This is a genomic window from Pseudomonas sp. R2-37-08W (assembly GCF_003851705.1).
Lineage (GTDB): Bacteria > Pseudomonadota > Gammaproteobacteria > Pseudomonadales > Pseudomonadaceae > Aquipseudomonas.
Genome location: NZ_CP027728.1, coordinates 4,083,197 through 4,108,671, shown reverse-complemented (window position 1 = coordinate 4,108,671; position 25,475 = coordinate 4,083,197). Strand labels below are relative to the sequence as shown.

Genomic DNA, 25,475 nt, shown 5'->3' with positions numbered 1-25,475 from the left:
AAGGCGGGGTTTGTGTTTATAGCGTGCAGCGCCAGCCTGTTACCAATCCACTGCGTAGCTCAAGCTGAAGGTACGACCTTCGGCATTCGGGTACGGCGCGCGGGCGTTGGCCTGGGCGAACATGTTCTGGTAGTTGCGGTTGGTGAGGTTGTACACCGCACCTTCGAGGCGACCCACCGGCAGCCTTACCGAGCCCAGCAGGTCTACCAGCGTGTAGCCCTGGATATCACGCCCGTTGTTGTCCTTGAACGCGGCGTCATAGTTGGCCAGGCGCATGCCCTGCAGGCGCAGGCTGTAGTCGCCACGGTCATAGCCGACAAACGCGGTGGTCTTGGCCGGGGAGATACGGGTGGCAGGCAGGTCGATCCACTTGCCGTTCTGCTGGGTCTCGCCTTTGGAATAGGCGTACGTGCCGCCGACCGACCACTGGTCGGTGACGTTATACGTCAGGCTGGTTTCGATACCGCGCACGCGTTCTTTCTGGTTGATCAGGCGTAGCACACGGTCATTGGCATCATAGAACTGCGTCACATCCGAGGTGTTTTCATACGCCGTGACATTGGCCAGCCACTTGTCCCAGTTGCCACGCCAGCCCAGTTCATAGCTGTTGACCTTCAACGCCTGGGCATTGAGGTCTTGAATGTTGTACGTGCTGTTGACGTCACGCAGGAAGCGCTGGATATCCGGCAGGGAAAAGCCCTGGCTGAAATTGGCGAACACATCCTGGTTTTCACTCAGGTGGTACACCGCGCCGAGGTTGTAGAGGGTGTCGTCATACTTGAGGGTGCCGCCCGGCAGCGTCGCGCGGTTGCCGGTCTGAACGATTTCGCCATAGGCGATGCTGTCGTCGACCTTGCTCTCGATCCATTCACGGCGCACGCCACCGCGCAACGTCCAGTCACCGATGTCATAGGACAGCTGGCCGAAGATCGCCTTGGTGGTGGTCTGGATGTCCGGGCCCAGCTCGAAGGTGGTACCGGTCTTGGTGTAGGTCAGGCCGTTGACGCGGTACTGGTCGCCGCGTTGGCGCGAGGTTTCATGATCATAGTCGGCCCCCCAGACCAGGTTGCCGGTCGCCGGTCCCATGTCCGGCATTTGCGTGTCGATGGCGGCGCGCAGGCCGTACACATCTTGCACGCTGTTGTTGTCCGACACCCCGGCTCGGCCCCGGGACAAGTCCGGGAAGAACAGCGCATCGGCGCGGCGCCAGTAACTTTCGACCTGCAAGCCCTGGCCGTAGAAGTCCTTGTCGGCGTAATTGAGGTTGACCGCCTGGTTGTGGGTGGACGGCTGGTCGTCCAGGTCCAGGCCTTTCACCGCGACGGCCTCGCTGGTGATGCGTGGGTTCTTGGTGTAGCGGGTGTCTTGTTCGTCTTTGTAGTCTTGCAGCGACAGGCTGAGCTTTTTGTCGTCATCCAGCTCGTAGCCGAAGCGACCTTGCAGGTCGTAGGTGTCGGTGTCCATGTTGCTGCCCTGGGACGTGTCCTGGGGAATGCGCTTGCCGTTACCGTCGAACTGGTCGTTGCGTTGCACGGCGTTGCCCGACACATACCAGTCCAGCGGGCCCTGGCGGCCTGTTGCGCTCTGGAATGCCTGGTAGGAAAAGCCTTTGTGACTGAGGTTGTCACCGGCGGTCATGCCGATCTTGCTGCTGAAGGCCAGGTCTTCACCCTTGTTGCGCTTGGTGATGATGTTGATGATGCCGCCCGATGCGCCGGCGCCGTAGACGCTGCTGGCGCCGGAAATCACTTCGATGCGCTCGATGCTTTCCGGTGCCACGCTATTGAGCTGGCGGAAGTTGTCACGCGTGGCGTTCTGGGAAACCCCATCGATCAGGATCAGCGTATTGCGCCCGCGAAGCGTCTGGCCGAAGTTGCTCATGCCGCCGCTGGAGGGCGCGATGCCGGGGACCAGTTGCCCGAGAATATCGGCAACCCGGCGTCCTGCCGAGGTCTGCTGGCGGATCTGTTCTTCATTGATGACCTGCACCGAGCCCGGGATCGCCGCAATGCTGGTTTCACTGCGCGTGGCCGAGACCACCGTCGGCTGTAGTTGCAGGCTGGTCGCCGGCGTTTCTTCAGTTTGATCGGCCCAGACGGGCGCACTGATCGACCCGAGCAGGGGCAGCAGAACGGCCCATTGTGATGTGTTCATGACCTTGCCTTTGAGTTATTAGAAGTAGTGACAGAAAAAACGGACGTCTCAGGTGTTCGGGTGAGCGAACGAATGGCGCGGATGCCCAGCGCAGCCAGGGCATACGTCAGCGCGACCAGCCAGAAGCTGTGCGCCAGGCCCACCATGGCCATGCCGATGCCACCCAGCAGCGCGCCGCACAACGCGCCGGCCTTGGCGGCGCTGTTGCCCAGGCCCAGGGCGAACCCCTGCTGGCTGGGTGCAACGGTGTTGGCGATCAGCGTGTAGGCCACGGGCAACAGCGCGCCTTGCCACACGCCCCACAGCAGCCGGCTGGCGAGGAAGCCAAACCATTCATTCGCCAATGCCGTGAAGGCCAGTGTGAAGGCGCAGGCCCAGGTGACCCACTCAATGATGCGCAGCGTGTGTGCAGGTTGATGTCGGTCAAACAGGCGGCCCCACAACGGCGCGGACAGCGCCAGGGTCAATGCGCTGGCGGCATAGCTGGCGCCGATCAGCCACGCGGGCGCGTGCAAAACATCGGCAACATATAAGGCGTAGAACGGTTGCGGCATCATCTTGGCTGCTTGGATCAAGACGATGATCCCCAGCATCGCGCCGAGCCAGCCTTTGGGGAGTGCGGCGGGCTTAGATGTGCGCGCGGGTCTCGATCGTGGTGAGTCGTTGGGTAAGAAGGCGCTGATTATTGCGCACAACAGGCAGACTGCGGTGGCGCTGTAGCACAGCAATGCGAAACCGGATATGTCCATCAGCCAGCCGCCCAACACCGGCCCGGCCAGGGAGCCCACGGCGGTGGCGGATTGCAGCCGCGCCAGGATATGCCCGCGACCGCTATCGCCGCAGTAGGCCAGCGCATAGGCCTGCGCGGCCGCGATAAAGCCGGCCAGCGCACCCTGCGCCACCCGGATCGCCACCAGCAGCCAGGGATCGTAGGTGATGGCGGCCAGCGCCTGGCACACGGCCAGCGCCAGCAGCGCACGGATGATCATCGGCTTGTGCCCGGTACGATCACCCAGGCGCCCCCACATGGGCGTGAGCACCATCGCCGCCATCATCGGCCCGGCATACACCAGCGCAGACAGCAGGCCGGTGTACTGGGCGTTGGCGGCGCCAAGCAATTTCTGGATTTGCAATGGCCAGAAAGGGCCGCTCATTTCCATGGCGCCCATCGACACCAGCTGAATCACCACCAGCAAGCGCAGCGCCGTGCTGTTAGCCGACATTGGCGGCGCTACTCAGCGGGTTGGGCAGGCGCCCGACGATATCGGCATGGCTTTCCATCAGTCGCATGCGCATGAACGACTTGGCCGGCCAGTCCTGTTCCAGCAGCGCGGCACGTTCGGTCAGCCAGCGCTGAGGGTCGACCTCGCTGCGCACATCATCGAAGCACTGGCTGACCTGCGCTGACAGTTCAGCCCACAACAGCGCCTGGGGAACCTCGAAGTGGCGCGCGCCGAGCAATACCAGCTCGCCCAAGTGGCACATGAACACTGTGTGCAGCAACTTGTCGCGCACGAAACCGGCATCGTCGTACAAGGTCATTTTCGGATCATGCAGTTCGATATCCAGACCCTGGGCATGCAAGGTTTTGCGGTCGATCCGGATATCGCCGAAATCGCGCAACAGCAGGCGGCTGACTTGCCCGTCCGCATCCATGACCATAAAGGTATTCTGCTGATGGGCCTCGAAAGCCACGCCATAACGCAGGTACATACCCAGCAGGGCCGGCACGGCAATGGATGCGTAGTCTTTGAAAAATGCACAGAGGGCCTGCGTATCGTCGGCGCCTTTGCTCAGGCGGACCCACTGCCTCAGCAACGGCTGCCCATGCTGGTCGGTGGCAAACAGGCTGCCCACCGGGACGGCCATTTCCCCGGTTTGGAGCAGGCTCTGCGGGTTGTCGCGATAAAGCACCGCCAGGTGGCGGGAGTGCTCGTCATTCACCGGCTGTGGCTTGAAATGCACGCCCAGGCGCTCGGGGACGATGCTGAGGATGTTCTGCAGCCCGGGCTCACGGGCCAGGATGGTCTGCAGTAGATGGCTGATCCGCGGCCCCATACGCGCCGAACGTGGCGACACCGTGCGCTGCACGCTGGTCAGGCGCAGCGAAACCGGAAGCTTGACCATGGGCGCATCGCTGCGGCCCTCAGGCAAAACGGTGCGGAACGACATGGTCGGGTGGGCCGTGAATGCAACGATATCGGTGAGCACCAACAGCTGGTCGCCGATTTCATTGGCGAACAGCTGCGGTAGCTCCTGGCGAGCTTGCCAAGGGTGGGCAGGCAGCGGCAAATAATCCCTGGCCTCAAGGCCCTGTGCGGTCAGGTGCGCCGTCAATTGGCGAGCCGCTTGCGAGAAGTGGCCCTGCCACCACTGCCAGTAATCCGCCGTGCCGGCCAGGCTTTCGACATGGGCGTACTGGCGGTGCAGCGCACACAGCAATACCGGGAAACGCGCTTCGAACTCAGGCGAGAATTCGATCACCTGGTCTGTCGCCAAACCCAGCTTGGTCTTGTAGTTGGGGTGCCAGGGATGGCCGAGCGTGCCCCATTGCTCAAGCACTGACGTTGGGTTGCCAGCCTCTGGGGCGTGCTTGAGGTAGCTGAGCAGGTTGTGCTGATGCACGGGGTCCATCGAGGCGTGCAGCTCAAGCGTCCATTGCGCGTGGAAGGCCAGGCACAGGGTATCGTTGATGAAGCTGTCGTCGATCTCTGTGTTGAGGCGGTCCAGGACCTCTGGGGCGGCAGGCGATTCGAGGCGGGTGTTCAGTAAGGTCAGCAACTGCGACGGGAACTGGATGGTCTGTTCAGGCTGCCCAACCCGCAGGACGCTGACCTTGCCTCGCAAATCCCAGCTGGCCATGCGGCCGGGGCGCAGGTGCTCAAAGCGCAGGCGGCTCTGGTCGGGCAGCACCAGCCAGCAGTGGTCGTGTTCGTCATGGCTGAGGGTGTTGGGATCGAGCAGGTCTTCACGAAACAGGGCCTGGATCAGGCGTTGAAAACTACGTTCGCAGGCGGGCGCCAAGGTGGCGACCAGTGTCTGAAGGGTGATGTGCCTGGCCTGGAATTGACGCGTAGCCAGCGCTTCACCCCAGCGGCCAAGCAGCGATTGTTCCGGTGTGGTGAGGTGTCCATGCATGAAGTCAAACTCCGTTTTCGTGGGGCCGAGTGAAAAGCGGAGCGATACTATCGAGAATCATTACCAATTGTCTATTTGTTGTTACGTTTTTATACCGTCGTAGGGATGCTGAGGAAAACGGCCACTTTATAAAACGAAAAACCCCGCTCAAAAAGGCGGGGTTTCTGTGTGTAGGCGGCCTGGCTGCGTGGGCCGGGGCGTCTACGCGATGTCAGGGTTTCAGGAGCCTTCTGCCTGGCGTCTCATTTCAAGCGATTCAAGTTCGTTTTTATAATTGTGGGCATCGCTCTCATTGTGAAACATGCCGACCAGCAAATCTTGTTGATGTACATCCCAGATGTGAATCCCGTGGCCTACCGCTTCATGGGACATATGTTCATCGTCGCGTTCAGTTACTTTTACAGTCATCTGCTTGCTCCAATCTCTGGTTGATCTGCGGCAAGTCGTCGCAGGCCTTTGTTATATGGTTTGTTAGCTTGCTAAGTAAACCGATTTTGCGCGCAACAATTTATTGCAGGAAACGCAACATTCCTGCAGGCCGCGTAAACCGTGGCGTTTGGTGTTGGGGGCATGAGTTAGATGACAAAAGTTTCATGTTTGGGGCAGGCTACTGGCGCCATCGGGAGCAAGCCCCCTCCCACATTTGGAATGCATTCCAAGTGTGGGAGGGGGCTTGCCCCGGTACAAACCGGGGACATCGTTTACATTTCTAACCGGGGACATGGTTTACAGGTTAATACGCATGATCAGGAGGTAACTGATCATGCCCTGGAACCAAGAGTCTCCGATGAATCAACGAATCAGACTGGTCGCTGACTGGCTTTCTGGTAACTACACCAAAAGCCAGCTGGCGCGCCGCTTTAACGTAAGTCGGCCTACCGTCGACAAATGGATCGGCCGGCACAATGGCGATTTAAAGTCTTTAGCCGAACTGTCCCGACGCCCTCACAACAGCCCCAATAAAACCGACGATGAAATCCTGGCCCGTGTGGTGGCGATGAAGGAGGCGCACGATAAATGGGGTCCGAAGAAGCTTCTCGAGCTATTGCGACTTGAAGATCCCTCCATCGCCTGGCCTTCCCCAAGTACAGCAGGCCAATGGCTTGATCGACTTGGGCTCGTCCAAAAGCGGCGCTTCAAGCGCAGACACGGTACTTCCCCTGTAGCAATGCGCGAGGCCAACGAACCTAACCAGACATGGTGCGCCGACTACAAAGGGCAATTCAAAATGCATAACGCGCAGATGTGCTTCCCTTTGACCATCACAGACCACGCGTCCCGGATGATTTTGGCGTGCAGGGCTCATTCAAAGATCAAGACTGAACCTGTTAAACACGCCTTTGAGAGACTGTTTGAGGAGTACGGCATGCCCGAAGTTATTCGGTCGGACAACGGTGTTCCGTTTGCCTCTCCTGGCCTGGCAAGAATGTCCACGCTGGCAGTTTGGTGGATACGTCTGGGCATCTATCCGGAGCGCACCATGCCAGGAAGACCGGCCCAAAATGGTCGCCATGAGCGGATGCACCGTAGCTTGAAACTGGAGCTGCCCTTAGGAGAAAACTTAATCGAGCAGCAGCTTTTGCTGGAGCATTTCAGGCATGAGTTCAATTACGTGCGCCCTCATGAAGCGCTCGGCATGAAGCGTCCAGGGGACGTGTATGTGCCGTCTACCCGGATTTACCCAGGATGCTTGCCGGATGTGGAGTATCCGTCCGAAATGAAGGTTCGAAGCGTCAGACAGGACGGGTCGATCAAGTGGAACGGCAAGTTGGTATTTATCAGCGAGGCGCTGTCAGGGGAGCAGATAGGGCTTAAAGAGGCTGAGGATGATGTTTGGGATTTGTACTTGTGTGATTATCCCCTGGGAAGGCTTGGGCGAGGTATGACCCGCGTCCAAGCCTCAAATGTGTAAACGATGTCCCCGGTTTCAGATGTAAACGATGTCTACGGTTCTACACCCCGATGGCGGTAGATACTTCAACGCAAAAAATCCAGGCAAAAAAAGCCCCGCATTCAGCGAGGCTCTTTTTAACTCATCAGGGCAATCAGCTCCCTTTGACAGCCTTGCCGTCAACGGTGCCATCCTGCAGCATGATGTTGTATTCCTTGCCATCCGTTTCAACCTGGCGCAAGGCAACCAGAATGCCGCCCTGGTCCTTGGCAAACCACATCTGTGTGATGCGCTTGCTCTGGGATGGATCACGCACGCGTTCAACCTTGATCGCGTCGATGGAGCCTACCTTGGTCTGGACTTTTTCCGGGCCCATGACGCGGAAGTCATAGGTATCCACATCCGTACCTTCGGCCACTCGGTAGCTCATGCTTTTCTTGCCGGCAGCCACATCGCGCTGAAGGGCGAGTTGATAGGTGGACTTGTCGAGCATGCCGCTTTCGAGGGTGACGTTAACCGGGTCCTTGTTTTCAAAGCCGGTGATCTTCTTGGTCGCCTGGTCGAAATCCAGGTTGATCTTCTTCGCCTTGCCCAAGCCGCCGCGCTCGAAGCTGTAGCTCTTGGGTTGCAGGGTGTCCTTGTCGAACAGGATCACGCTGGTTTCGGTCAGGCTGGCGATCATCATCGAGGCCTTGAAGTTCAAGGTCCAGGTGCCGTCGCCGTTCTTGGTCAGGCTGCGTTCAGCCGAACCACTCATGGGCAGTTGTTTCCAGTCGGCGGTGTAGCTGACGGAGAAGGGGTGAAGGTCCGCCGCTTGCACGGCAGGCAGAGCGAACAGCGCAAAAGCGAAGAGCAGGGCGCGACGCATAAAATCTCCTAGGTTCGAATCAAGTGGCCGCTGGCCGCGAGTAACTGACCATCCAATAATGCACCCTGTTCACCAAGAATCAACCGACCCTCGGCAAACCAGCGAACAGCCAACGGGTAAATCCTGTGTTCCTGGGTATGAACCCGTTGCGCAAGCGTCTGCGCCGAGTCATCCGACTCTACCGGAACCACTGCCTGTACGACCAGAGGCCCGCCATCGAGTTCCTCGGTGACAAAGTGCACGCTGCAGCCATGCTCGCGATCGCCGGCATCGAGGGCGCGTTGATGGGTGTGCAGGCCTTTGTACTTGGGCAGCAGGGAAGGGTGGATATTGAGCAGGCGCCCTTCGTAATGCCGCACGAAATCAGCGCTGAGGATGCGCATGAAGCCGGCAAGTACGACGAGCTTGGGGTTGAAGGCGTCGATCAGTTCGATCAAGGCGCGGTCGAAGGCCTCGCGACCGTCGAACGCCTTGTGATCCAGCGAGCGGGTCTCGATACCCGCGTCCCTGGCGCGTTGCAGGCCGTAGGCATCGCTGCGGTTGGAAATCACCGCAGCGATGCGCACCGGGCTGTCGCCGGTGCGCGTGCTGTCGATCAGGGCCTGCAAATTACTGCCGGTGCCGGAAAGCAGCACCACGACATCACAGGTGACAGGCATCAATGCGCCTTAAGGTTCTTCAGTTCAACCTGGGCCGCGCCTTCGGCAGCGCTGGCGATTTGGCCGATGACCCAAGGCTGCTCGCCGGCTTCACGCAGTACGTTCAGCGCGGTTTCAACATGCTCCTGCGCCACGCAGATGACCATGCCCACGCCGCAGTTCAGCACGCGGTGCATTTCGGTTTCGTTGACGTTGCCTTTCTCTTGCAGCCAGTCGAAGACCGCAGGGCGCTGCCAGCTGGCCACGTCGACAATCGCCTGGGCGCCTTTTGGCAGCACGCGCGGGATGTTGTCCAGCAGGCCGCCGCCGGTGATGTGGGCCATGGCCTTGACGGCGCCGGTGTCCTTGATCAGCTTGAGCAGCGGCTTGACGTAGATGCGCGTCGGAGCCATCAGCAGGTCGGTCAGTGGCTTGCCGTCGAGCTGGATGTTCTCGATATCGGCGCCGGACACTTCGATGATCTTGCGGATCAGCGAGTAGCCGTTGGAGTGCGGGCCGGACGATGGCAAGGCGAGCAAGGCGTCGCCGGCAGCGACTTTGGAGCCGTCGATGATTTCGGATTTTTCCACCACGCCGACGCAGAAACCGGCCAGGTCGTAGTCTTCGCCTTCGTACATGCCTGGCATTTCAGCGGTTTCGCCGCCGACCAGGGAGCAACCCGACAGTTCGCAGCCGGCGCCGATACCGGTGACCACTTGGGTCGCGGTCTCGACATTGAGTTTGCCGGTGGCGTAGTAGTCGAGGAAGAACAGCGGCTCGGCGCCGCACACCACCAGGTCGTTGACGCACATGGCAACCAGGTCGATGCCGATGCTGTCGTGCTTGTTCAGGTTCAGTGCCAGGCGCAGCTTGGTGCCTACGCCGTCGGTGCCGGAAACCAGTACAGGCTGCTTGTAGCCGGCCGGGATTTCGCAGAGGGCGCCAAAACCGCCCAGGCCACCCATGACTTCGGGGCGCGCAGTGCGCTTGGCGACGCTCTTGATGCGTTCGACCAATGCTTCACCGGCGTCGATGTCTACACCGGCGTCCTTGTAGCTCAGGGAGGGTTGCTTGCTCATGATCCAGGCCTTTAAGGGGGATTTCTGGGTAACGACCGAGCGGGCAGGCACTTTTGGCGAAGGCCCAGCCGTTGACGGTCTGCGAAGGCGCGCGATTTTATCAGGCTTGAGGGGCAGCGGCCATCCTCGGGCCGACGGGCAGGGCATATGAGTCTAAAAAAAACCGAATCGGCCCGGTAATGCACCGTATTAAGGTATAGCCTTGAATCCGCTATCGTTATGACAGTATGAAAACTTACCGAGACCCGTGAATGTTTTACCGGTCGCTGTGTCACAGCCTTGCCAAAACCGAGATCACGCGGTCTGTTCCAGCCGCTAAATTTGTCGTTCGGGAATCTTCCATGCGTCTGTGTAAATTCTTTTTTGTAGGCTGTTTGTCGTTGGTCAGCCTGGCGAGTCATGCCGAAACCCTCAATGGCCTCTATCAAGTCCTCGAACCGGTCAGCAGCCAGTCGCCCCAGGAGCGCGACCAGGCCACCCAGCGCGCCGTGCAGACCCTGGTCATCCGCCTGACCGGCGATGCCAAGGCCGCCGAGGGCCCGGGCCTGGCGGCGGTCCGCAAGGACCCGCAACAAATCATCAGCCAATACGGCTACGACGCCGGCCCGCCGGAAAGCCTGCAGGTGGATTTCGACCCGGTCAGCACCGATCGCGCCCTGCGTGACGCCGGCTTGGCGATCTGGGGCAGCAATCGACCTTCGATCCTCGGCTGGTGGCTGAACGACTCTACCGAAGGCAGCAGCCTGGTCGGCGACGGCCAGGCGGTGGCTCAAGCGCTGCGCCGGGCGGCCCAGCACCGAGGCTTGCCGTTGCGCCTGCCGCTGGGTGACCTGGACGAACAGGTGGTCGCCACCGCGCCGAACCTGGAAAGTGCCGACGCCACGCCGCTGCGCGCCGCCTCCGAACGCTATGGCGCCGATGCGTTATTGGCGGTGCATGCGCGCCAGGAAGGCAACCAGTGGCAGGCCAAATGGCGCCTGTGGCTGGGCGACAAGACCGAGCAGGGCAGCGTCCAGGGCGCTGACACTGGCGCGGTCGCCGACGCCGTGTTGCTTGCGGTCAGCCAGAAGCTCGCGCCGCGTTTTGCGGTCAAACCGGGGGTCAGCGCCGAACAGTTGCTGGAGGTGCAGGGCATGAACCTGGAGCGCTACGCCGTCCTGGGTCGTTTGCTCGAGCCCTTTGGTGGCCAGCCGCAGCGGGTGGACGGCGATCGTATTGTGTATCGCGTCAATGGCAGCGCCGATCAGTTGCGCACCCAGTTGAGCCTGGCCAAATTGCAGGAAGTGCCGGCGGGTGAAGCCTCCGCCCCGCAACCGCCGGCCGATGGCGCACAACCGGCTGCCGCGCCTGAGCCCCAGGCGCAGTTACGTTTTCGTTGGTAAGTGGCCTGGCTTCTATATAGAAGCGGCAAGCAAATAACAGAGGAAGTGGTTCATGGCGGATACGCGTCGTTGGGTGTGGCTTGGCGGGATTGTCCTGCTGTGCGTTTTTGTGTTCTTGCTGCATTCGATCCTGACGCCATTTCTGGTGGCGTTGCTGCTCGCCTATCTGTTCGATCCGGTGGTGGATCGCCTGGAGAAGGCCGGCCTGTCGCGCACCTGGGGCGTGATCGCGGTGTTTGCCTTGTTCACCCTGATCATCACCGTGCTGGTGCTGGTGCTGGTGCCGATGCTGGCCAAGCAGCTGTATCGACTTTACGAACTGGCGCCGCAGATGCTCGACTGGTTGCAGCACACGGCGATGCCATGGGCCCAGGCCAAGCTTGGGCTGTCGGACGGGTTCTGGAAGTTCGACAAGGTCAAGGCGGCAATCAGTGAACACATGGACAAGACCACCGATATCGTCAGTATGGTGCTCAGCCAGGCCACCGCTTCCAGCCTTGCGCTGATCGGCTGGCTGACCAACCTGGTGCTGATCCCGGTGGTGGCGTTCTACCTGCTGCGGGACTGGGACATCATGATGGCCAAGATCCGCAGCCTGCTGCCGCGCGACCGCGAGGAGCGCATCGTGTCCCTGGCCGGCGAGTGTCACGAGGTACTGGGGGCGTTCGTGCGCGGGCAACTGCTGGTGATGCTGGCGCTGGGCATCATTTACGCCGCCGGCTTGATGGCGATCGGCCTTGAGCTGGGCCTGTTGATCGGCCTGATCGCCGGGCTGGCCGCAATCGTGCCATACATGGGCTTCGTGATCGGCATCGGCGCGGCGCTGGTGGCGGGGCTGTTCCAGTTTGGCGGCGACCTGTACCCGATGCTGGGGATCGTTGCGGTGTTCATGGTCGGCCAGGCGCTGGAAGGCATGGTATTGACGCCGCTGCTGGTGGGGGACCGTATCGGCCTGCATCCCGTGGCGGTAATCTTTGCGATCCTGGCGGGCGGTGAGCTGTTCGGCTTTACCGGCATCCTGCTGGCGCTGCCGGTGGCGGCGGTGATCATGGTGCTGGTGCGGCATGTTCACGATGTGTACAAGGACTCCGACGTGTACACGGGCGTTGAAGACCCCGATCTGTAATCGCTGTATCACAAGCCCGGCGCATCGCCGGGTTTGTTGTTTAATGTGGCGGGTGCGTCAAACAATTCGCGCAAAACCAACAGGTTAACGCAAACCTTTGATTTTGCTTGTGGTCTGCTGCATTGTGCGCCCGGCGCCACGCGTATAAACTTTGCAAACTTTACACAGAGGCCACTCACGGTTCGATGGGAGCCGTTCAGTCAGCATGAAACCGATTCAGCTGCCCCTAGGTGTGCGTCTGCGTGACGACGCTACCTTTATCAACTACTACCCAGGCGCCAATGCCGCTGCACTCGGCTATGTCGAGCGCCTCTGCGAAGCCGACGCCGGGTGGACTGAAAGCCTGATCTATCTGTGGGGCAAGCATGGCGTCGGGCGTACCCACTTGCTGCAGGCCGCGTGCCTGCGTTTCGAGCAGATGGGCGAGCCGGCGGTTTACCTGCCGTTGGTTGAGCTGATGGACCACGGTGTGGGGATCTTCGACAACCTCGAACAATACGAATTGGTATGTCTGGACGATTTGCAGGCCATTGCCGGCAAGGCGGACTGGGAAGAGGCGCTGTTTCATCTGTTCAACCGCCTGCGCGACAGTGGCCGCCGCCTGTTGATCGCCGCGTCCACGTCGCCGCGTGAACTGCCGGTGAAGCTGGCCGACCTCAAGTCGCGGCTGACGCTGGCGTTGATCTTCCAGATGCGCCCCTTGTCCGACGAAGACAAACTCCGTGCCCTGCAACTGCGCGCCTCGCGGCGCGGGCTGCACCTGACCGACGAGGTCGGGCACTTCATCCTCACCCGCGGCACGCGCAGCATGAGCGCGTTGTTCGAGTTGCTCGAACAGCTCGACCAGGCCTCGTTGCAGGCCCAGCGTAAGCTCACCATTCCCTTCCTCAAAGAAACCCTCGGCTGGTAGCCAAGTCGTGTGTTTCCAGGCTTTCGGCAAATTCCAGGCGCCAGAAAACCTGCGTTTTGGCCGGTTTGGCCACGCACAGGGCCTGTATGTGGGATTAACGGCTTAGATGGCGTGGTCCAAACAGGAAGTCACAAAGAGTTCGATTGAATTTGCAAATCGATGTGATAGAAGGCATAGTCTCGGCTTCTTTACACATCAGCCACGGTCGTGCCCATGCTAAATCGCTTCGCACCCCTCGTGCCTCTCGCACTCGTTACCCTGTTGTTTGGTTGCGCCTCCCACCCTCAGCAGGTGGCAGAACAGCCAAAACCACAGGTTCAAAATCAGGCTAAATTCGTTGCTGCACAGTCTGCTTCTGTTTATGAAGAAGAGCTGGCAACTGAAAAAGAGCTGGCCGACTTCTCCGGCAGCAAGCCTTACCAGCTTCCCGTTCTGGCCGACAGCATTCTCGAACGCGGCATGTCCTTGATCGGTACCCGCTACCGTTTCGGCGGCACCTCCGAAGCCGGTTTCGATTGCAGCGGTTTTATCGGTTACCTGTTTCGTGAAGAAGCCGGCATGAATCTGCCGCGCTCCACCCGCGAAATGATCAACGTGAAAGCACCGTTGGTCGCACGCAACAACCTCAAGCCCGGTGATCTGCTTTTCTTTAGTACTGCCGGTCGCGGTCGTGTCAGCCACGCCGGTATCTACCTGGGCGATAACCAGTTTATCCACTCCAGCAGCCGTCGTAGCGGTGGGGTGCGGGTCGATAACCTGGGTGACAGCTACTGGAGCAAAACCTTCATCGAAGCCAAGCGTGCACTCGCCATGGCCCCGTCTACGGTTACCGCCAGTAAGTAAAGTTAAAGTGATACTTGAAGTTTGACGCGTAAGCGCTAGAATCCCTGGACATTGTTGTAATCCGTTCGCGCGAGCTTTGCTTGCGCGTTCTGGTTTTCAGCGTTCGGCAGCGAAAGCCGCATCCAGACCAGGATTGTTCTGCCCATGTCGACCTCGGCCCGCCTCTTTCTTCTCGTTTGCGCCGCACTCCTCAGCGCCTGCGCAAGCCGTCCACCGCCGCCTGCTCCTGTAGCCGTCAAGCCTAAGCCGGTGTTCAACTATTCCACCCAGAATTTCTCCCCTGCCGCCGAAGACGTGCTCTTCCGCGCGCTGGGCCTGGTGGGCACGCCGTATCGCTGGGGCGGCAACACGCCGGACTCGGGCTTTGATTGCAGCGGCCTGATTGGTTTTGTCTACCGTGACGCAGCCGGTATCACCTTGCCGCGCACTACCCGCGAGTTGATCGTGATGCGTGCCCAGGACGTCAGCGAGCAGAACCTGCAAACCGGTGACCTGCTGTTTTTTGCCACCGGTGGTGGTTCGCGGGTGAGCCACGCCGGCATCTACGTGGGTGAGGGCCGTTTTGTGCACGCTCCGCAGACTGGCGGTACGGTGAAGCTGGATACGTTGTCGAAGGCGTATTGGCAGAATGCTTACCTGAGTGCCAAAAGGGTGTTGCCGGCAAACTTGGCACGCAATCCCTGAATCAAACACCGAACCAAATGTGGGAGGGGGCTTGCCCCCGATAGCAGTGGGTCAGGCGCAGATACTGTGACTGATACTCCGCTATCGGGAGCAAGCCCCCTCCCACATTGTTTTGTGGTGTGCTTCAGAGGGTCTACTTGACCGCAGACACCCGCCACACCTTATTCCCCACATCATCGGCCACCAGCAAATCCCCTTGCTGATCGATCACCACGCCCACCGGCCGGCCCATGGCGTTCTCGTCTTTATCGAGGAACCCGGTCAGCACGTCCACCGGCTTGCCTTTCGGCTGCCCGCCCTCGAACGGCACGAAGATCACCTTATAGCCACTGTGCGGCTCGCGGTTCCACGATCCATGCTGGCCGATGAACGCACCGTTGCTGAACTGCGCCGGGAGTGTGTTGCCCTGGGCGAACGTCAGCCCCAGCGAAGCGGTATGCGGGCCGACCGCATAGTCCGGCGCAATGGCCTTGGCGACCAGCTGCGGGTTCTGCGGGGTGACGCGCACATCCACATGCTGCCCGTAATAGCTGAACGGCCAGCCATAGAACGCGCCGTCCTTGACCGAGGTGATGTAGTCCGGCACCAAGTCGCTGCCGATTTCATCGCGCTCGTTCACCGCCGTCCACAATTTGCCGCTCTGCGGCTCCCACGCCATGCCATTGGGGTTGCGCAGGCCGGAGGCGAAAATACGATGCTGGCCCGTGGCGCGGTCCACTTCCCAGATCGCCGCCCGGCCTTCTTCGGCTTCCAGGCCATTCTCGCCGACATTGCTGTTGGAGCCGACGCTGACATACAGCTTGCTGCCATCCTGGCTGGCGATCACGTTTTTAGTCCAGTGATGGTTGAGGCTGCCACCCGGCAAATCGACGACTTTGGTGCCGGCTGCCTTGATCGCGGTCTCCCCAGGTTGATAGGGGAAACGCAGCAACTTGTCCGAGTCCGCCACGTACAGGTCGTTGCCGACCAGAGCCATGCCGAAGGGCGAGTTGAGGTTTTCCAGGAACACCGTGCGGGTTTCGGCGACGCCGTCGTGATCGGCGTCGCGCAGCAGGGTGATGCGGTTCGGGCTAGGCACGCCTGCGCCCGCGCGGCCCATGACTTTCTCCATGACCCAGCCGCGCACGCCTTTGGCGTCATCGGGCTTGGGCGGCGCATTGGTCTCGGCCACCAGGATGTCGCCGTTGGGCAACACATAAAGCCAGCGCGGATGCTCCAGGCCCTCGGCGAATGCGGCCACTTGGGTGCCGGTAGCGGCCGTCGGCTTGGCGCCGTCGGGCCAGCCGACAGCCGGCGCGATGTTCACGGTGGGGATCAGCGTCTTGTTCGGTTCCGGCAACCTGGGCGAGGGCCCGGTGCCGTCGGCTACCTGCAGGGTAGAGCTTTCTCCGCAGGCGGCGAGGGTGCCGGCGAGCATGATCAGTAAGGCGAGTCTGGTTTTGTGCATGGTGTTCTCCTGAATACCTGTAAGGGTAGAGAAGCACATCACCTTGATGGTTCAAGTACAGGGCCAGCTTTAATTGACGCTCCACCCCCAACCCACTAACCTTCGCGGCTTGTTCCAGGTGCTCTGTGGCGTTTGCGTCGACAGAGTGAAACAGGGAAGCCGGTGAGTGAGCGCACTTGTACACAGTGCTGCCGCAATTCCGGCGCTGCCCCCGCAACGGTAAATGAGTCAAGACGGCGCTGTTGGCCACTGTATCGCAGGCGATATGGGAAGGCGCGCTGTTGGCATGTCCTGTCTTTTTACAAAAGGCAGGGCGCCACTCATGAGCCCGGAGACCGGCCTGAAACATCCAACAGCATCACGGTGGGCGATGCTTGGCTGTCTGTTTTTCCTTTTTCCTGCCCGCCGTTTTTGTCCAGCCCCAACGGAGAGCTGCCATGACCGATACCCCCGACCGCGACGAACGCCACCTGGCGCGCATGCTGCGCAAAAAAGCCGTGATCGATGAACGCATCGCCAACTCGCCCAATGAATGCGGTTTGCTGCTGGTGCTGACCGGCAACGGCAAGGGCAAAAGCAGTTCGGCCTTCGGCATGTTGGCCCGCGCCATGGGGCATGGCATGCAGTGCGGCGTGGTGCAGTTCATCAAGGGGCGCAACAGTACCGGCGAAGAGTTGTTTTTCCGCCGCTTCCCCGAGCAGGTCCGCTTTCACGTGATGGGCGAAGGCTTCACCTGGGAAACCCAGGATCGCCAGCGTGATATCGCCGCCGCCGAAGCGGCCTGGGCGGTCTCCCGGGCGATGCTCAATGACCCTTCCATCGGCCTGGTCGTGCTCGACGAACTGAACATCGCCCTCAAGCACGGCTACCTTGACCTGGACCATGTGCTCGGCGACCTGCAGGCGCGCCCGCCGATGCAGCATGTGGTGGTCACCGGCCGTGGCGCCAAGCCTGAGCTGATCGAAATGGGCGATACCGTCACCGAGATGGGCATGCTCAAGCACGCGTTCCAGGCCGGTATCAAGGCACAGAAGGGCGTCGAACTTTGAATCAGCCCCGTCATTGCCCGGCCGTCTTGATCGCCGCACCGGCGTCCGGCCAGGGCAAAACCACCGTCACCGCCGCGTTGGCGCGTTTGCACCGCAACCTGGGGCGCAAGGTACGCGTATTCAAATGCGGGCCGGATTTCCTTGACCCGATGATTCACGAGCGCGCCAGCGGCGCGCCGGTTTATCAATTGGATATGTGGATGGTGGGCGAGCAGGAAAGTCGTCGTTTGTTGTGGGAAGCAGCGGGGGAGGCCGACCTGATCCTGATCGAAGGCGTGATGGGCCTGTTCGACGGCACCCCGTCCAGCGCCGACCTGGCGCGGCATTTCGGCGTGCCGGTGCTGGCGGTGATCGACGGCACGGCCATGGCGCAGACCTTTGGCGCCCTCGCGTTGGGCCTGGCGCGCTACCAGCCGGACCTGCCATTCGCCGGCGTACTCGCCAACCGCGTCGGCACGCTGCGCCATGCGCAGTTGCTGGAAGGCAGCCTCACCGAAGGGTTGCGCTGGTACGGCGCGCTGTCGCGTGAAACCGGTATCGAATTGCCCAGCCGTCACCTGGGCCTGGTGCAAGCCAGCGAACTCAATGACCTCGACCTGCGCCTCGACGCCGCCGCCCAGGCGTTGGGCAGCAGTTGCGAAGTCGCCGTGCCGCCACCGGTGACATTTGCCGCGCCGCAGGTGATCACCGCCGAGCCATTGCTCGCCGGGGTACGCATTGCGGTGGCCCGTGACGAAGCCTTCGCGTTTACCTACGGTGCCAGCCTCGACTTGTTGCGCGCCATGGGCGCCGAGTTGCGTTTCTTTTCACCGATCCATGACGGCGCATTGCCTGAAGCCGACAGCCTCTATCTACCCGGCGGTTACCCGGAGCTGCATCACCGGGCCCTGTCGCAAAACACACCGATGCTCGCCGCCATCCGCGCTCATCATGCAGCCGGCAAGCCCTTGCTCGCCGAATGTGGTGGCATGCTGTACCTGCTGGACTCGCTCACCGATGTCGACGGCAACCGCGCCGAACTGCTCGGCCTGCTGCAGGGCGATGCAGTGATGCAAAAGAAATTGGCGGCGCTGGCGCTGCAAAGCGTCGAGTTGCCCGAAGGCACCTTGCGCGGGCACACCTATCACCATTCCCTGACCAGCACCGCATGCGAGCCGATCGCCCGTGGCATGAGCCCCAATGGTGGGCGGGGGGCGGAGGCGGTGTATCGGCAGGGGCGGATGACCGCGTCCTACGTGCACTTTTACTTTCCGTCGAACCCGGAGGCGGTGGCCGCACTTTTTGTGCCAGGCCCTGACACCGCTATCGGGGGCAAGCCCCCTCCCACAGGGGAATGCATTTCAAAGGTGGGAGGGGGCTTGCCCCCAATGACGCCATGACCGACAACGCCTTCCCCGAGGCCGACCGCCAAGCCGTCTACCGCGCCATCGCCGAACGCCGTGACATGCGTCACTTCAGCGGTGGCAGCGTCGCGCCTGAGTTATTGCAGCGCCTGCTCCAGGCTGCGCACCAGGCACCCAGCGTCGGCCTGATGCAACCGTGGCGCTTTATCCGTATCAGCGACCGTCAATTAAGAGGCCGCATTCAGCAACTGGTCGAAGAAGAACGCCTGCGCACCGCCGAGGCCCTGGGCGAGCGCTCCGATGACTTCATGAAGCTCAAGGTTGAAGGCATCCACGACTGCGCCGAAGTGCTGGTGGCAGCGCTGATGGATGATCGCGAGCGGCACATTTTCGGCCGTCGCACCTTGCCGGAAATGGACGTGGCGTCCTTGTCCTGCGCCATCCAGAACCTGTGGCTGGCGGCCCGCGTCGAGGGGTTGGGCATGGGTTGGGTCTCGCTGTTCGAACCCCAGGCCCTGGCCGACCTGCTGGGTTTGCCGGCGGGCGCAAAACCCCTGGCGGTGCTGTGCCTGGGGCCGGTTGCCGAGTTCTATCCGGCACCGATGTTGCAGCTTGAAGGCTGGACCGAGCCGCGGCCATTGAGTGACATGCTGTACGAAAACCTGTGGGGAGTGAGTCAATGAGTGTGGCCTTGCTGTGTGTGGCCGCAGTGGCGCTGGATGCGCTGCTGGGTGAGCCCAGGCGCTGGCATCCGCTGGTGGCGTTCGGCAATTTTGCCGGGCGCATCGAACAGCGTTTCAATTCAGGCGGTCGTGGCTGGCGCAGCCATGGCGTAACCGCGTGGTTTATCGCGGTGGTGCCGCTGACCCTGCTGGCCACCGCGTTGTCCTGGGCGCCGTACATTGGTTGGGTGCTGGAGATCCTGGCGTTGTACTGCGCCCTGGGCATGCGCAGCCTGGGGGAGCATGTTATTCCGGTCGCCCAGGCCCTGCGCAGTGATGATCTGGATGAAGCGCGCCAACGCGTGAGTTATCTGGTCAGCCGCCAGACCAGCGAGCTGGATCGCACCGAAGTCGCTCGCGCGGCCACCGAGTCGGTGCTGGAAAACGGCAGCGACGCCGTGTTCGCCGCGCTGTTCTGGTTTGTGGTCGCGGGCGTGCCGGGCGTGGTGCTCTATCGCCTGAGCAACACCCTCGACGCCATGTGGGGCTATCGCAACGAACGCTTCGAACGCTTTGGCTGGGCGGCGGCGAAGATCGACGATGGGCTCAACTATATTCCTGCACGCCTGGTGGCCTTGACCTACGCGTTGCTGGGCAAGACTCGCCTGGCGCTCAAATGCTGGCGCACCCAGGGGCCGACCTGGGACAGCCCCAACGCCGGCCCGGTAATGGCCGCTGGCGCCGGTGCGCTGGGCGTCGAACTGGGTGGCGCGGCGATTTATCACGGCGAGGTGCACCAGCGCCCGCCATTGGGCGAAGGCCCGCCGGCCGACGCTGACGCCATCGACCGAGGCTGGCAACTGGTGCAGCGCGGCGTATGGTTGTGGCTGCTGGTCCTGTGCGCGGGGGCGCAATTTTATGCTTGAACACGGTGGTCGGCTGCGTAAGGCGGCAATTGAATACGGCATCGCGGAGGCGGATTGGCTCGATTTGTCCAGTGGCCTGGCGCCCTGGCCGTGGCCGATCCCCGAGATTCCCTTGCGCGCCTGGGCACGGCTACCGGAAGCCGATGACGGCCTGGAAAAAGCCGCCAGCGACTACTACGGCGCGGCTCACGTGCTGCCGGTGCCGGGCTCCCAGGCCGCGATCCAATTGCTGCCGCGCCTGCGCCGTTCCGGCAAGGTCGGCGTACTGTCGCCGTGCTACGCCGAACACGCCGAAGCCTGGCGTCGTGCCGGTTATGTGGTGCGCGAAGTGCAGGAGCAGGAAGTCGATTTCTTTCTCGACGGCCTCGACGTGCTGGTGGTGGTCAACCCGAATAACCCCACCGGCTTGAGCCTGGCCCCGGAGCGCCTGCTCGACTGGCATACGCGGCTGGCCCAGCGCGGCGGCTGGCTGGTGGTGGACGAAGCCTTCATGGACGTGACGCCGCACTTGAGCCTGGCCAGCCACACCCAGCAGGTCGGCTTGATCGTGTTGCGCTCATTCGGCAAGTTCTTCGGCCTGGCCGGCGTGCGCCTGGGCTTTGTGCTGGCCGAGCGCCGGTTGCTCAAATTGCTCGCCGAACAGGTCGGGCCCTGGGCGGTCAGCGGGCCGACACGGGTACTCGGCCAGGCATGCCTGCGCGACAGCGCCGGGCACGCCCGCCAGCGCACGCGTTGCATCGAGGCCGGCCAGCGCCTGTCCGAGCTGCTTGAGCGTCAGGGTTTTCAACCCCAGGGTGGCTGCGCCTTGTTCCAGTGGTTGATCACCCCGCACGCCGAACGCTTGCACGAATTCATGGCCCAGCGCGGCATTCTGCTGCGCCTGTTCGTTCACGACAGCAGCGTGCGTTTCGGTCTGCCCGACAGCGAGGCCGATTGGCAGCGTCTCGAGACGGCACTGGCCGCCTACAAGGAAGCGACATGACTACGTTGATGGTGCAGGGCACCACCTCCGACGCCGGCAAGAGCACGCTGGTGACCGCGCTATGTCGCTGGCTGGTGCGCCAGGGGGTTGCAGTGGCGCCGTTCAAGCCACAGAACATGGCGCTCAACAGCGCAGTGACCGCCGAAGGCGGCGAGATCGGCCGCGCCCAGGCGGTCCAGGCGCAGGCCGCCAACCTGGCGCCCCACACCGACATGAACCCGGTGTTGCTCAAGCCCAACAGCGACACCGGTTCCCAAGTGATTATCCATGGCCGCGCCGTGACCAGCATGAATGCGGTTGCCTACCACGACTACAAAGCCATCGCGATGCAGGCGGTGCTGGCCTCCCACACACGGTTGAGCCAGGCCTATCCGGTGGTGATGGTCGAAGGCGCGGGCTCGCCGGCCGAGATCAACCTGCGCGCCAATGACATCGCCAATATGGGCTTCGCCGAAGCCGTGGATTGCCCGGTGCTGTTGATCGCCGATATCAATCGCGGCGGGGTGTTCGCCCATCTGGTCGGCACGCTGGAATTGTTGTCCCCCAGCGAACAGGCGCGGGTCCGGGGTTTTATCATCAACCGGTTTCGCGGAGATATCGCGCTGCTGCAACCGGGGCTGGACTGGTTGGAGGCGCGCACCGGTAAGCCGGTGGTGGGCGTGTTGCCCTATGTGATGGACCTGCACCTCGAGGCCGAAGATGGCATCGACCAGCGCCAGACCGACAAGGCCGCCCAGGTGCTCAACGTGGTGGTGCCGGTGCTGCCGCGCATCAGCAACCATACGGATTTCGACCCGCTGCGCCTGCATCCCCAGGTGAACCTGCAATTCGTCGGGCCGGGTCAGCCGATCCCGGCCGCCGACCTGATCATCCTGCCGGGGTCGAAAAGTGTACGCAGTGATTTGGCGTACTTGCGTGCCCATGGCTGGGATACCGCCGTGGCGCGGCATTTGCGCTATGGCGGCAAGGTGCTGGGGATTTGTGGTGGCCTGCAGATGCTCGGCGAGCAGGTGCATGACCCGCTCGGCCTGGAAGGGCCCGTCGGCTCCAGCGATGGCCTGGGACTGCTGGCGTTCAGCACGACGCTTGAGCAAGAGAAGCAGTTGCGCAATGTGCGCGGGCGTTTGTTGCTGGAGGATGCGCAGGTAAGCGGGTATGAGATTCATGCGGGGGTGACGTCCGGCCCGGCGCTGGAGAATGCCGCCGTTCGGCTCGACGACGGGCGCAGTGATGGCGCGCAGAGTGCCGACGGGCAGATCCTCGGCACTTATCTGCACGGCCTGTTCGAGACACCGGCGGCGTGCAGCGCACTGCTGCGCTGGGCGGGGTTGCAGGACGTGCAGGACGTCGACTATCACGCCCTGCGTGAGCGGGATATCGAGCGCTTGGCGGATTTGGTGGAAAACCATCTGGACACTGAATTGTTGCGTCGATTGTGCGGAATCTGACGTCGGCTGACTGGAAAAGGATTGGCTCATGCATCAATTGATTCTCGGCGGCGCCCGTTCGGGCAAAAGCCGTCTGGCTGAAAAACTCGCCGGCGCCAGCGGTTTACCGGTGATGTATATCGCCACCAGCCAGCCGCTGGACGCTGAGATGAACCAGCGCGTTGCCCTGCACCGTGCGCGTCGCCCCGACCATTGGGGCCTGATCGAAGAGCCCATCGAGCTGGCGCGGGTGTTGCGCGACAACGCCGCTGCCGAGCGTTGCCTGCTGGTGGACTGCCTGACCCTGTGGCTGACCAATCTGCTGATGTTGGAAGACCCTGAGCGCCTTGCTTCGGAGCGCGACCAGTTGCTCGATACCCTGGCTGCACTGCCGGGGCAGATCATTTTTGTCAGCAACGAGACCGGACTGGGTGTCGTGCCGCTGGGTGAATTGACTCGCCGTTATGTGGATGAAGCCGGTTGGCTGCATCAAGCCTTGGCCGAGCGGTGTCAGCGCGTAGTGCTGACGGTTGCCGGCCTGCCCCTGACTTTGAAAGGTACTGCGTTATGACGGATTTCTGGTGGCTCAACCCCTGCAAGGCCATCGACGCCGCTGCGCAAGCACAGGCGTTGGCGCGTCAGCAGCAGTTGACCAAACCCGCCGGTTCGCTCGGCCAGCTGGAAGCGCTGGCGGTGCAGTTGGCCGGGTTGCAGGGCCGGGTCAAACCGTCGGTGGAGCAGCTGTGGATCGCGATTTTTGCCGGCGACCATGGCGTGGTTGCCGAGGGCGTGTCGGCGTTTCCCCAGGCTGTGACCGGGCAGATGCTGCACAATTTTGTCAGCGGTGGCGCGGCCATCAGCGTATTGGCTCGCCAGCTGGATGCGCAGTTGGAAGTGGTCGACCTCGGCACGGTCACGCCCTCCCTGGATCTACCCGGCGTGCGCCACCTGAATATCGGCGCGGGCACGGCCAACTTTGTCCATGGCCCGGCGATGACCCAGGTGCAGGGGCGCCAGGCCTTGCAGGCCGGACGAGACAGCGCACGCCGCGCTTTGGAGCAGGGCGCACAGCTGTTTATCGGCGGTGAAATGGGCATTGGCAACACCACCGCCGCCAGCGCGTTGGCGTGTGCGCTGCTCGATTGCCCGGTGAGTGACCTGACCGGTCCGGGCACGGGGCTGAATGCCCAAGGCGTCAGCCACAAGGTGGCAGTCATCGAGCGCGCCCTGACGTTGCACGCGGCCCAGCGCGACGACGCGTTGCAGACGCTGTTCAACCTGGGGGGCTTTGAAATTGCCGCGCTGGTCGGTGCCTACCTGGCCTGCGCCCAGGCAGGCATCGTGGTGCTGGTGGACGGGTTTATCTGCAGCGTCGCCGCGCTGGTGGCCACGCGCTTGAATCCGGCCTGCCGCGATTGGCTGGTGTTCGGCCATCGTGGCGCCGAGCCGGGCCATCGTCACGTGCTGCACAGTCTTGACGCACAGCCGCTGCTGGACCTGGGCCTGCGCCTGGGCGAAGGCAGCGGTGCGGCGCTGGCGGTGCCGCTGCTGCGCCTGGCCTGTGCGTTGCACGGACAGATGGCGACGTTCGCCGAAGCCGCCGTGGCGGATCGCCCTGCATGACCTTGCACCTGGACCTGCTGCGCCACGGTGAAACCGAGCTTGGCGGCGGCCTGCGCGGCAGCCTGGATGATGCCTTGACGGCCAGGGGCTGGGAGCAGATGCGCGCGGCTGTGCTGGGGCAGGGGCCGTGGGACCGGCTGATCAGTTCGCCGTTGCAACGCTGTGCGCGCTTTGCTGAGGAATTGGGCGGGCGTCTTAACCTTCCAGTCAGCCTGGAAAAAGATCTGCAAGAGCTGCACTTCGGCGCCTGGGAAGGGCAGAGCGCGGCGGCGTTGATGGAAACCGACGCCGACGGCTTGGGCTTGTTCTGGGCGGATCCCTACCGCTTTACGCCGCCAGAAGGCGAGCCGGTCGAAGCGTTTTCCGAGCGGGTGCTGGGCGCCGTCTTACGTCTACAGCAGGCCTATGCCGGTGAGCGCGTGCTGTTGATCAGCCACGGTGGCGTCATGCGGCTGTTATTGGCGCGTGCGCGCGGTTTGCCGCGTGAGCACTTGCTGAATGTCGAAGTCGGTCACGGCGGGCTGTTCAGCCTGCAAGTGGCGACCGATGGCACGTTGAAGGAAGGGGCCTGAACATGCTGCCATTCTGGATCGCCCTGCAGTTCCTGAGCAGTCTGCCGATTCGCTTGCCAGGCATGCCGCAACCCCAGGAACTGGGGCGTTCGTTGCTGTTTTACCCGGTGGTGGGTTTGCTGTTTGGCCTGCTGCTGTGGGGCCTGAACAGCTTGTTGATGGGTGCGCCACTGTTGCTGCATGCCGCGCTGCTATTGGCCGCCTGGGTGCTGCTCAGCGGCGGCCTGCACCTGGACGGCCTGGCGGACAGTGCCGACGCCTGGCTCGGCGGCTTCGGTGATCGCGAACGCACCCTCAGCATCATGAAGGACCCGCGCAGCGGGCCGATTGCGGTGGTCACCCTGGGCCTGGTGTTGCTGCTCAAATTCACCGCGCTGGTGGCCTTGATCGAGCAGCATAACGGCGCCGCGCTGATTCTCGCGCCGTTGATCGGCCGGGCTTCGATGCTGGCGCTGTTTCTCACCACGCGCTATGTGCGTGCCGGTGGATTGGGCCAGGCGCTGTCGGATCATTTACCGAGGATTGTCGGCCAGCAGGTGCTGATCCTCAGTGGACTGGTCTGCATCCTGATCGGTGGGTTCAGCGGTGGGATAGCGGTACTGCTCGCGGCGGGCTGTTTTATCGGCTTGCGCCATTTAATGATCAGGCGTCTGGGTGGCACCACCGGCGATACCGCCGGCGCCCTGCTGGAACTGCTCGAATCGGCCGTGCTGATCGGGCTGGCGCTGTAA

The 25,475-nt window shown here is 62.2% G+C and carries 24 protein-coding genes and 1 riboswitch; of the genes, 16 read left to right on the top strand and 8 right to left on the bottom strand.

Going from position 1 to position 25,475, the window contains the following annotated elements; all coding sequences use genetic code 11:
• Positions 1-39: 39 nt before the first annotated feature.
• From C4J93_RS18890 to C4J93_RS18875, 4 genes are all read right to left on the bottom strand, one after another.
• Positions 40-2,154, bottom strand: coding sequence for a TonB-dependent receptor (locus C4J93_RS18890; RefSeq protein ID WP_124430191.1), 2,115 nt, complete (start codon positions 2,152-2,154; stop codon positions 40-42).
• Positions 2,151-3,377 (bottom strand): MFS transporter, encoded by a 1,227-nt coding sequence (locus C4J93_RS18885; RefSeq protein WP_124430190.1) that lies wholly within the window; start codon positions 3,375-3,377, stop codon positions 2,151-2,153. Before C4J93_RS18885 ends, C4J93_RS18890 begins: the two co-directional genes overlap by 4 nt.
• Positions 3,367-5,292, bottom strand: coding sequence for an IucA/IucC family siderophore biosynthesis protein (locus C4J93_RS18880; protein WP_124430189.1), 1,926 nt, complete (start codon positions 5,290-5,292; stop codon positions 3,367-3,369). Before C4J93_RS18880 ends, C4J93_RS18885 begins: the two co-directional genes overlap by 11 nt.
• A 219-nt stretch (positions 5,293-5,511) precedes the next feature.
• On the bottom strand, positions 5,512-5,700 hold the full coding sequence (locus tag C4J93_RS18875) for a hypothetical protein (RefSeq protein ID WP_124363834.1): 189 nt from the start codon (positions 5,698-5,700) through the stop codon (positions 5,512-5,514).
• A gap of 355 nt (positions 5,701-6,055) precedes the next feature.
• Between C4J93_RS18875 and C4J93_RS18870 the strand changes: the two genes are divergently transcribed.
• The gene (locus tag C4J93_RS18870) at positions 6,056-7,204 is read left to right on the top strand and encodes a DDE-type integrase/transposase/recombinase (protein WP_124429366.1); all 1,149 of its coding nucleotides are present in this window, start codon (positions 6,056-6,058) and stop codon (positions 7,202-7,204) included.
• A 133-nt stretch (positions 7,205-7,337) separates the two neighbouring features.
• Here the strand turns inward: C4J93_RS18870 and C4J93_RS18865 are convergent, their stop codons facing one another.
• Genes C4J93_RS18865 through purM form a run of 3 tightly spaced genes read right to left on the bottom strand, consistent with a single transcriptional unit; the run spans position 7,338 to position 9,768 of the window.
• Complete coding sequence (locus tag C4J93_RS18865) at positions 7,338-8,051, bottom strand: DUF3108 domain-containing protein (protein WP_124363833.1); 714 nt, start codon at positions 8,049-8,051, stop codon at positions 7,338-7,340.
• An 8-nt stretch (positions 8,052-8,059) separates the two neighbouring features.
• A complete protein-coding gene (purN, locus tag C4J93_RS18860; protein WP_124430188.1) occupies positions 8,060-8,710 on the bottom strand; it encodes a phosphoribosylglycinamide formyltransferase in 651 nt (216 codons plus the stop codon).
• Positions 8,710-9,768, bottom strand: coding sequence for a phosphoribosylformylglycinamidine cyclo-ligase (gene purM, locus C4J93_RS18855; RefSeq protein ID WP_124363831.1), 1,059 nt, complete (start codon positions 9,766-9,768; stop codon positions 8,710-8,712). Before purM ends, purN begins: the two co-directional genes overlap by 1 nt.
• A gap of 341 nt (positions 9,769-10,109) precedes the next feature.
• On the opposite strand from purM, the gene C4J93_RS18850 reads away from it, so the two are divergent.
• From C4J93_RS18850 to C4J93_RS18830, 5 genes are all read left to right on the top strand, one after another.
• Positions 10,110-11,150 carry a DUF2066 domain-containing protein gene (locus C4J93_RS18850; protein ID WP_124430187.1) on the top strand — a complete coding sequence of 347 codons (1,041 nt, stop codon included), beginning with the start codon at positions 10,110-10,112 and terminating at the stop codon, positions 11,148-11,150.
• A 52-nt stretch (positions 11,151-11,202) separates the two neighbouring features.
• On the top strand, positions 11,203-12,276 hold the full coding sequence (locus C4J93_RS18845; protein WP_124367880.1) for an AI-2E family transporter: 1,074 nt from the start codon (positions 11,203-11,205) through the stop codon (positions 12,274-12,276).
• A 205-nt stretch (positions 12,277-12,481) separates the two neighbouring features.
• On the top strand, positions 12,482-13,186 hold the full coding sequence (gene hda / locus C4J93_RS18840; protein WP_124430186.1) for a DnaA regulatory inactivator Hda: 705 nt from the start codon (positions 12,482-12,484) through the stop codon (positions 13,184-13,186).
• Between the two features lie 213 nt (positions 13,187-13,399).
• On the top strand, positions 13,400-14,029 hold the full coding sequence (locus C4J93_RS18835) for a C40 family peptidase (RefSeq protein ID WP_124363827.1): 630 nt from the start codon (positions 13,400-13,402) through the stop codon (positions 14,027-14,029).
• 144 nt (positions 14,030-14,173) lie between these two features.
• Positions 14,174-14,713: a C40 family peptidase gene (locus C4J93_RS18830; RefSeq protein WP_124363826.1), complete on the top strand. Its 540-nt coding sequence runs from the start codon at positions 14,174-14,176 to the stop codon at positions 14,711-14,713.
• A gap of 133 nt (positions 14,714-14,846) precedes the next feature.
• On the opposite strand, the gene C4J93_RS18825 is transcribed toward C4J93_RS18830, so the two are convergent.
• Complete coding sequence (locus C4J93_RS18825) at positions 14,847-16,160, bottom strand: sorbosone dehydrogenase family protein (RefSeq protein WP_124430185.1); 1,314 nt, start codon at positions 16,158-16,160, stop codon at positions 14,847-14,849.
• Between the two features lie 99 nt (positions 16,161-16,259).
• A riboswitch (cobalamin riboswitch) is annotated at positions 16,260-16,519 on the top strand.
• Between the two features lie 78 nt (positions 16,520-16,597).
• On the opposite strand from C4J93_RS18825, the gene cobO reads away from it, so the two are divergent.
• The 10 genes from cobO to C4J93_RS18775 are packed head-to-tail and all read left to right on the top strand — an operon-like array spanning position 16,598 to position 25,475.
• Positions 16,598-17,209, top strand: coding sequence for a cob(I)yrinic acid a,c-diamide adenosyltransferase (gene cobO / locus C4J93_RS18820; protein WP_124430184.1), 612 nt, complete (start codon positions 16,598-16,600; stop codon positions 17,207-17,209).
• The gene (locus C4J93_RS18815) at positions 17,206-18,588 is read left to right on the top strand and encodes a cobyrinate a,c-diamide synthase (protein ID WP_124430183.1); all 1,383 of its coding nucleotides are present in this window, start codon (positions 17,206-17,208) and stop codon (positions 18,586-18,588) included. The genes cobO and C4J93_RS18815 overlap by 4 nt, the downstream gene beginning before the upstream one ends.
• The gene (gene bluB, locus C4J93_RS18810) at positions 18,585-19,235 is read left to right on the top strand and encodes a 5,6-dimethylbenzimidazole synthase (RefSeq protein WP_124430182.1); all 651 of its coding nucleotides are present in this window, start codon (positions 18,585-18,587) and stop codon (positions 19,233-19,235) included. Before C4J93_RS18815 ends, bluB begins: the two co-directional genes overlap by 4 nt.
• Positions 19,232-20,140 carry an adenosylcobinamide-phosphate synthase CbiB gene (cbiB, locus tag C4J93_RS18805; protein ID WP_124430181.1) on the top strand — a complete coding sequence of 303 codons (909 nt, stop codon included), beginning with the start codon at positions 19,232-19,234 and terminating at the stop codon, positions 20,138-20,140. Before bluB ends, cbiB begins: the two co-directional genes overlap by 4 nt.
• The gene (gene cobD / locus C4J93_RS18800; protein WP_124430180.1) at positions 20,133-21,122 is read left to right on the top strand and encodes a threonine-phosphate decarboxylase CobD; all 990 of its coding nucleotides are present in this window, start codon (positions 20,133-20,135) and stop codon (positions 21,120-21,122) included. The genes cbiB and cobD overlap by 8 nt, the downstream gene beginning before the upstream one ends.
• A complete protein-coding gene (locus C4J93_RS18795; RefSeq protein WP_124430179.1) occupies positions 21,119-22,570 on the top strand; it encodes a cobyric acid synthase in 1,452 nt (483 codons plus the stop codon). The genes cobD and C4J93_RS18795 overlap by 4 nt, the downstream gene beginning before the upstream one ends.
• Before the next feature lie 28 nt (positions 22,571-22,598).
• The gene (cobU, locus tag C4J93_RS18790) at positions 22,599-23,120 is read left to right on the top strand and encodes a bifunctional adenosylcobinamide kinase/adenosylcobinamide-phosphate guanylyltransferase (RefSeq protein ID WP_124430178.1); all 522 of its coding nucleotides are present in this window, start codon (positions 22,599-22,601) and stop codon (positions 23,118-23,120) included.
• Complete coding sequence (gene cobT / locus C4J93_RS18785; protein WP_124430177.1) at positions 23,117-24,172, top strand: nicotinate-nucleotide--dimethylbenzimidazole phosphoribosyltransferase; 1,056 nt, start codon at positions 23,117-23,119, stop codon at positions 24,170-24,172. Before cobU ends, cobT begins: the two co-directional genes overlap by 4 nt.
• Positions 24,169-24,744 carry an alpha-ribazole phosphatase family protein gene (gene cobC, locus C4J93_RS18780; protein WP_124430176.1) on the top strand — a complete coding sequence of 192 codons (576 nt, stop codon included), beginning with the start codon at positions 24,169-24,171 and terminating at the stop codon, positions 24,742-24,744. Before cobT ends, cobC begins: the two co-directional genes overlap by 4 nt.
• Positions 24,745-24,746: 2 nt before the next feature.
• Complete coding sequence (locus C4J93_RS18775) at positions 24,747-25,475, top strand: adenosylcobinamide-GDP ribazoletransferase (protein WP_124430175.1); 729 nt, start codon at positions 24,747-24,749, stop codon at positions 25,473-25,475.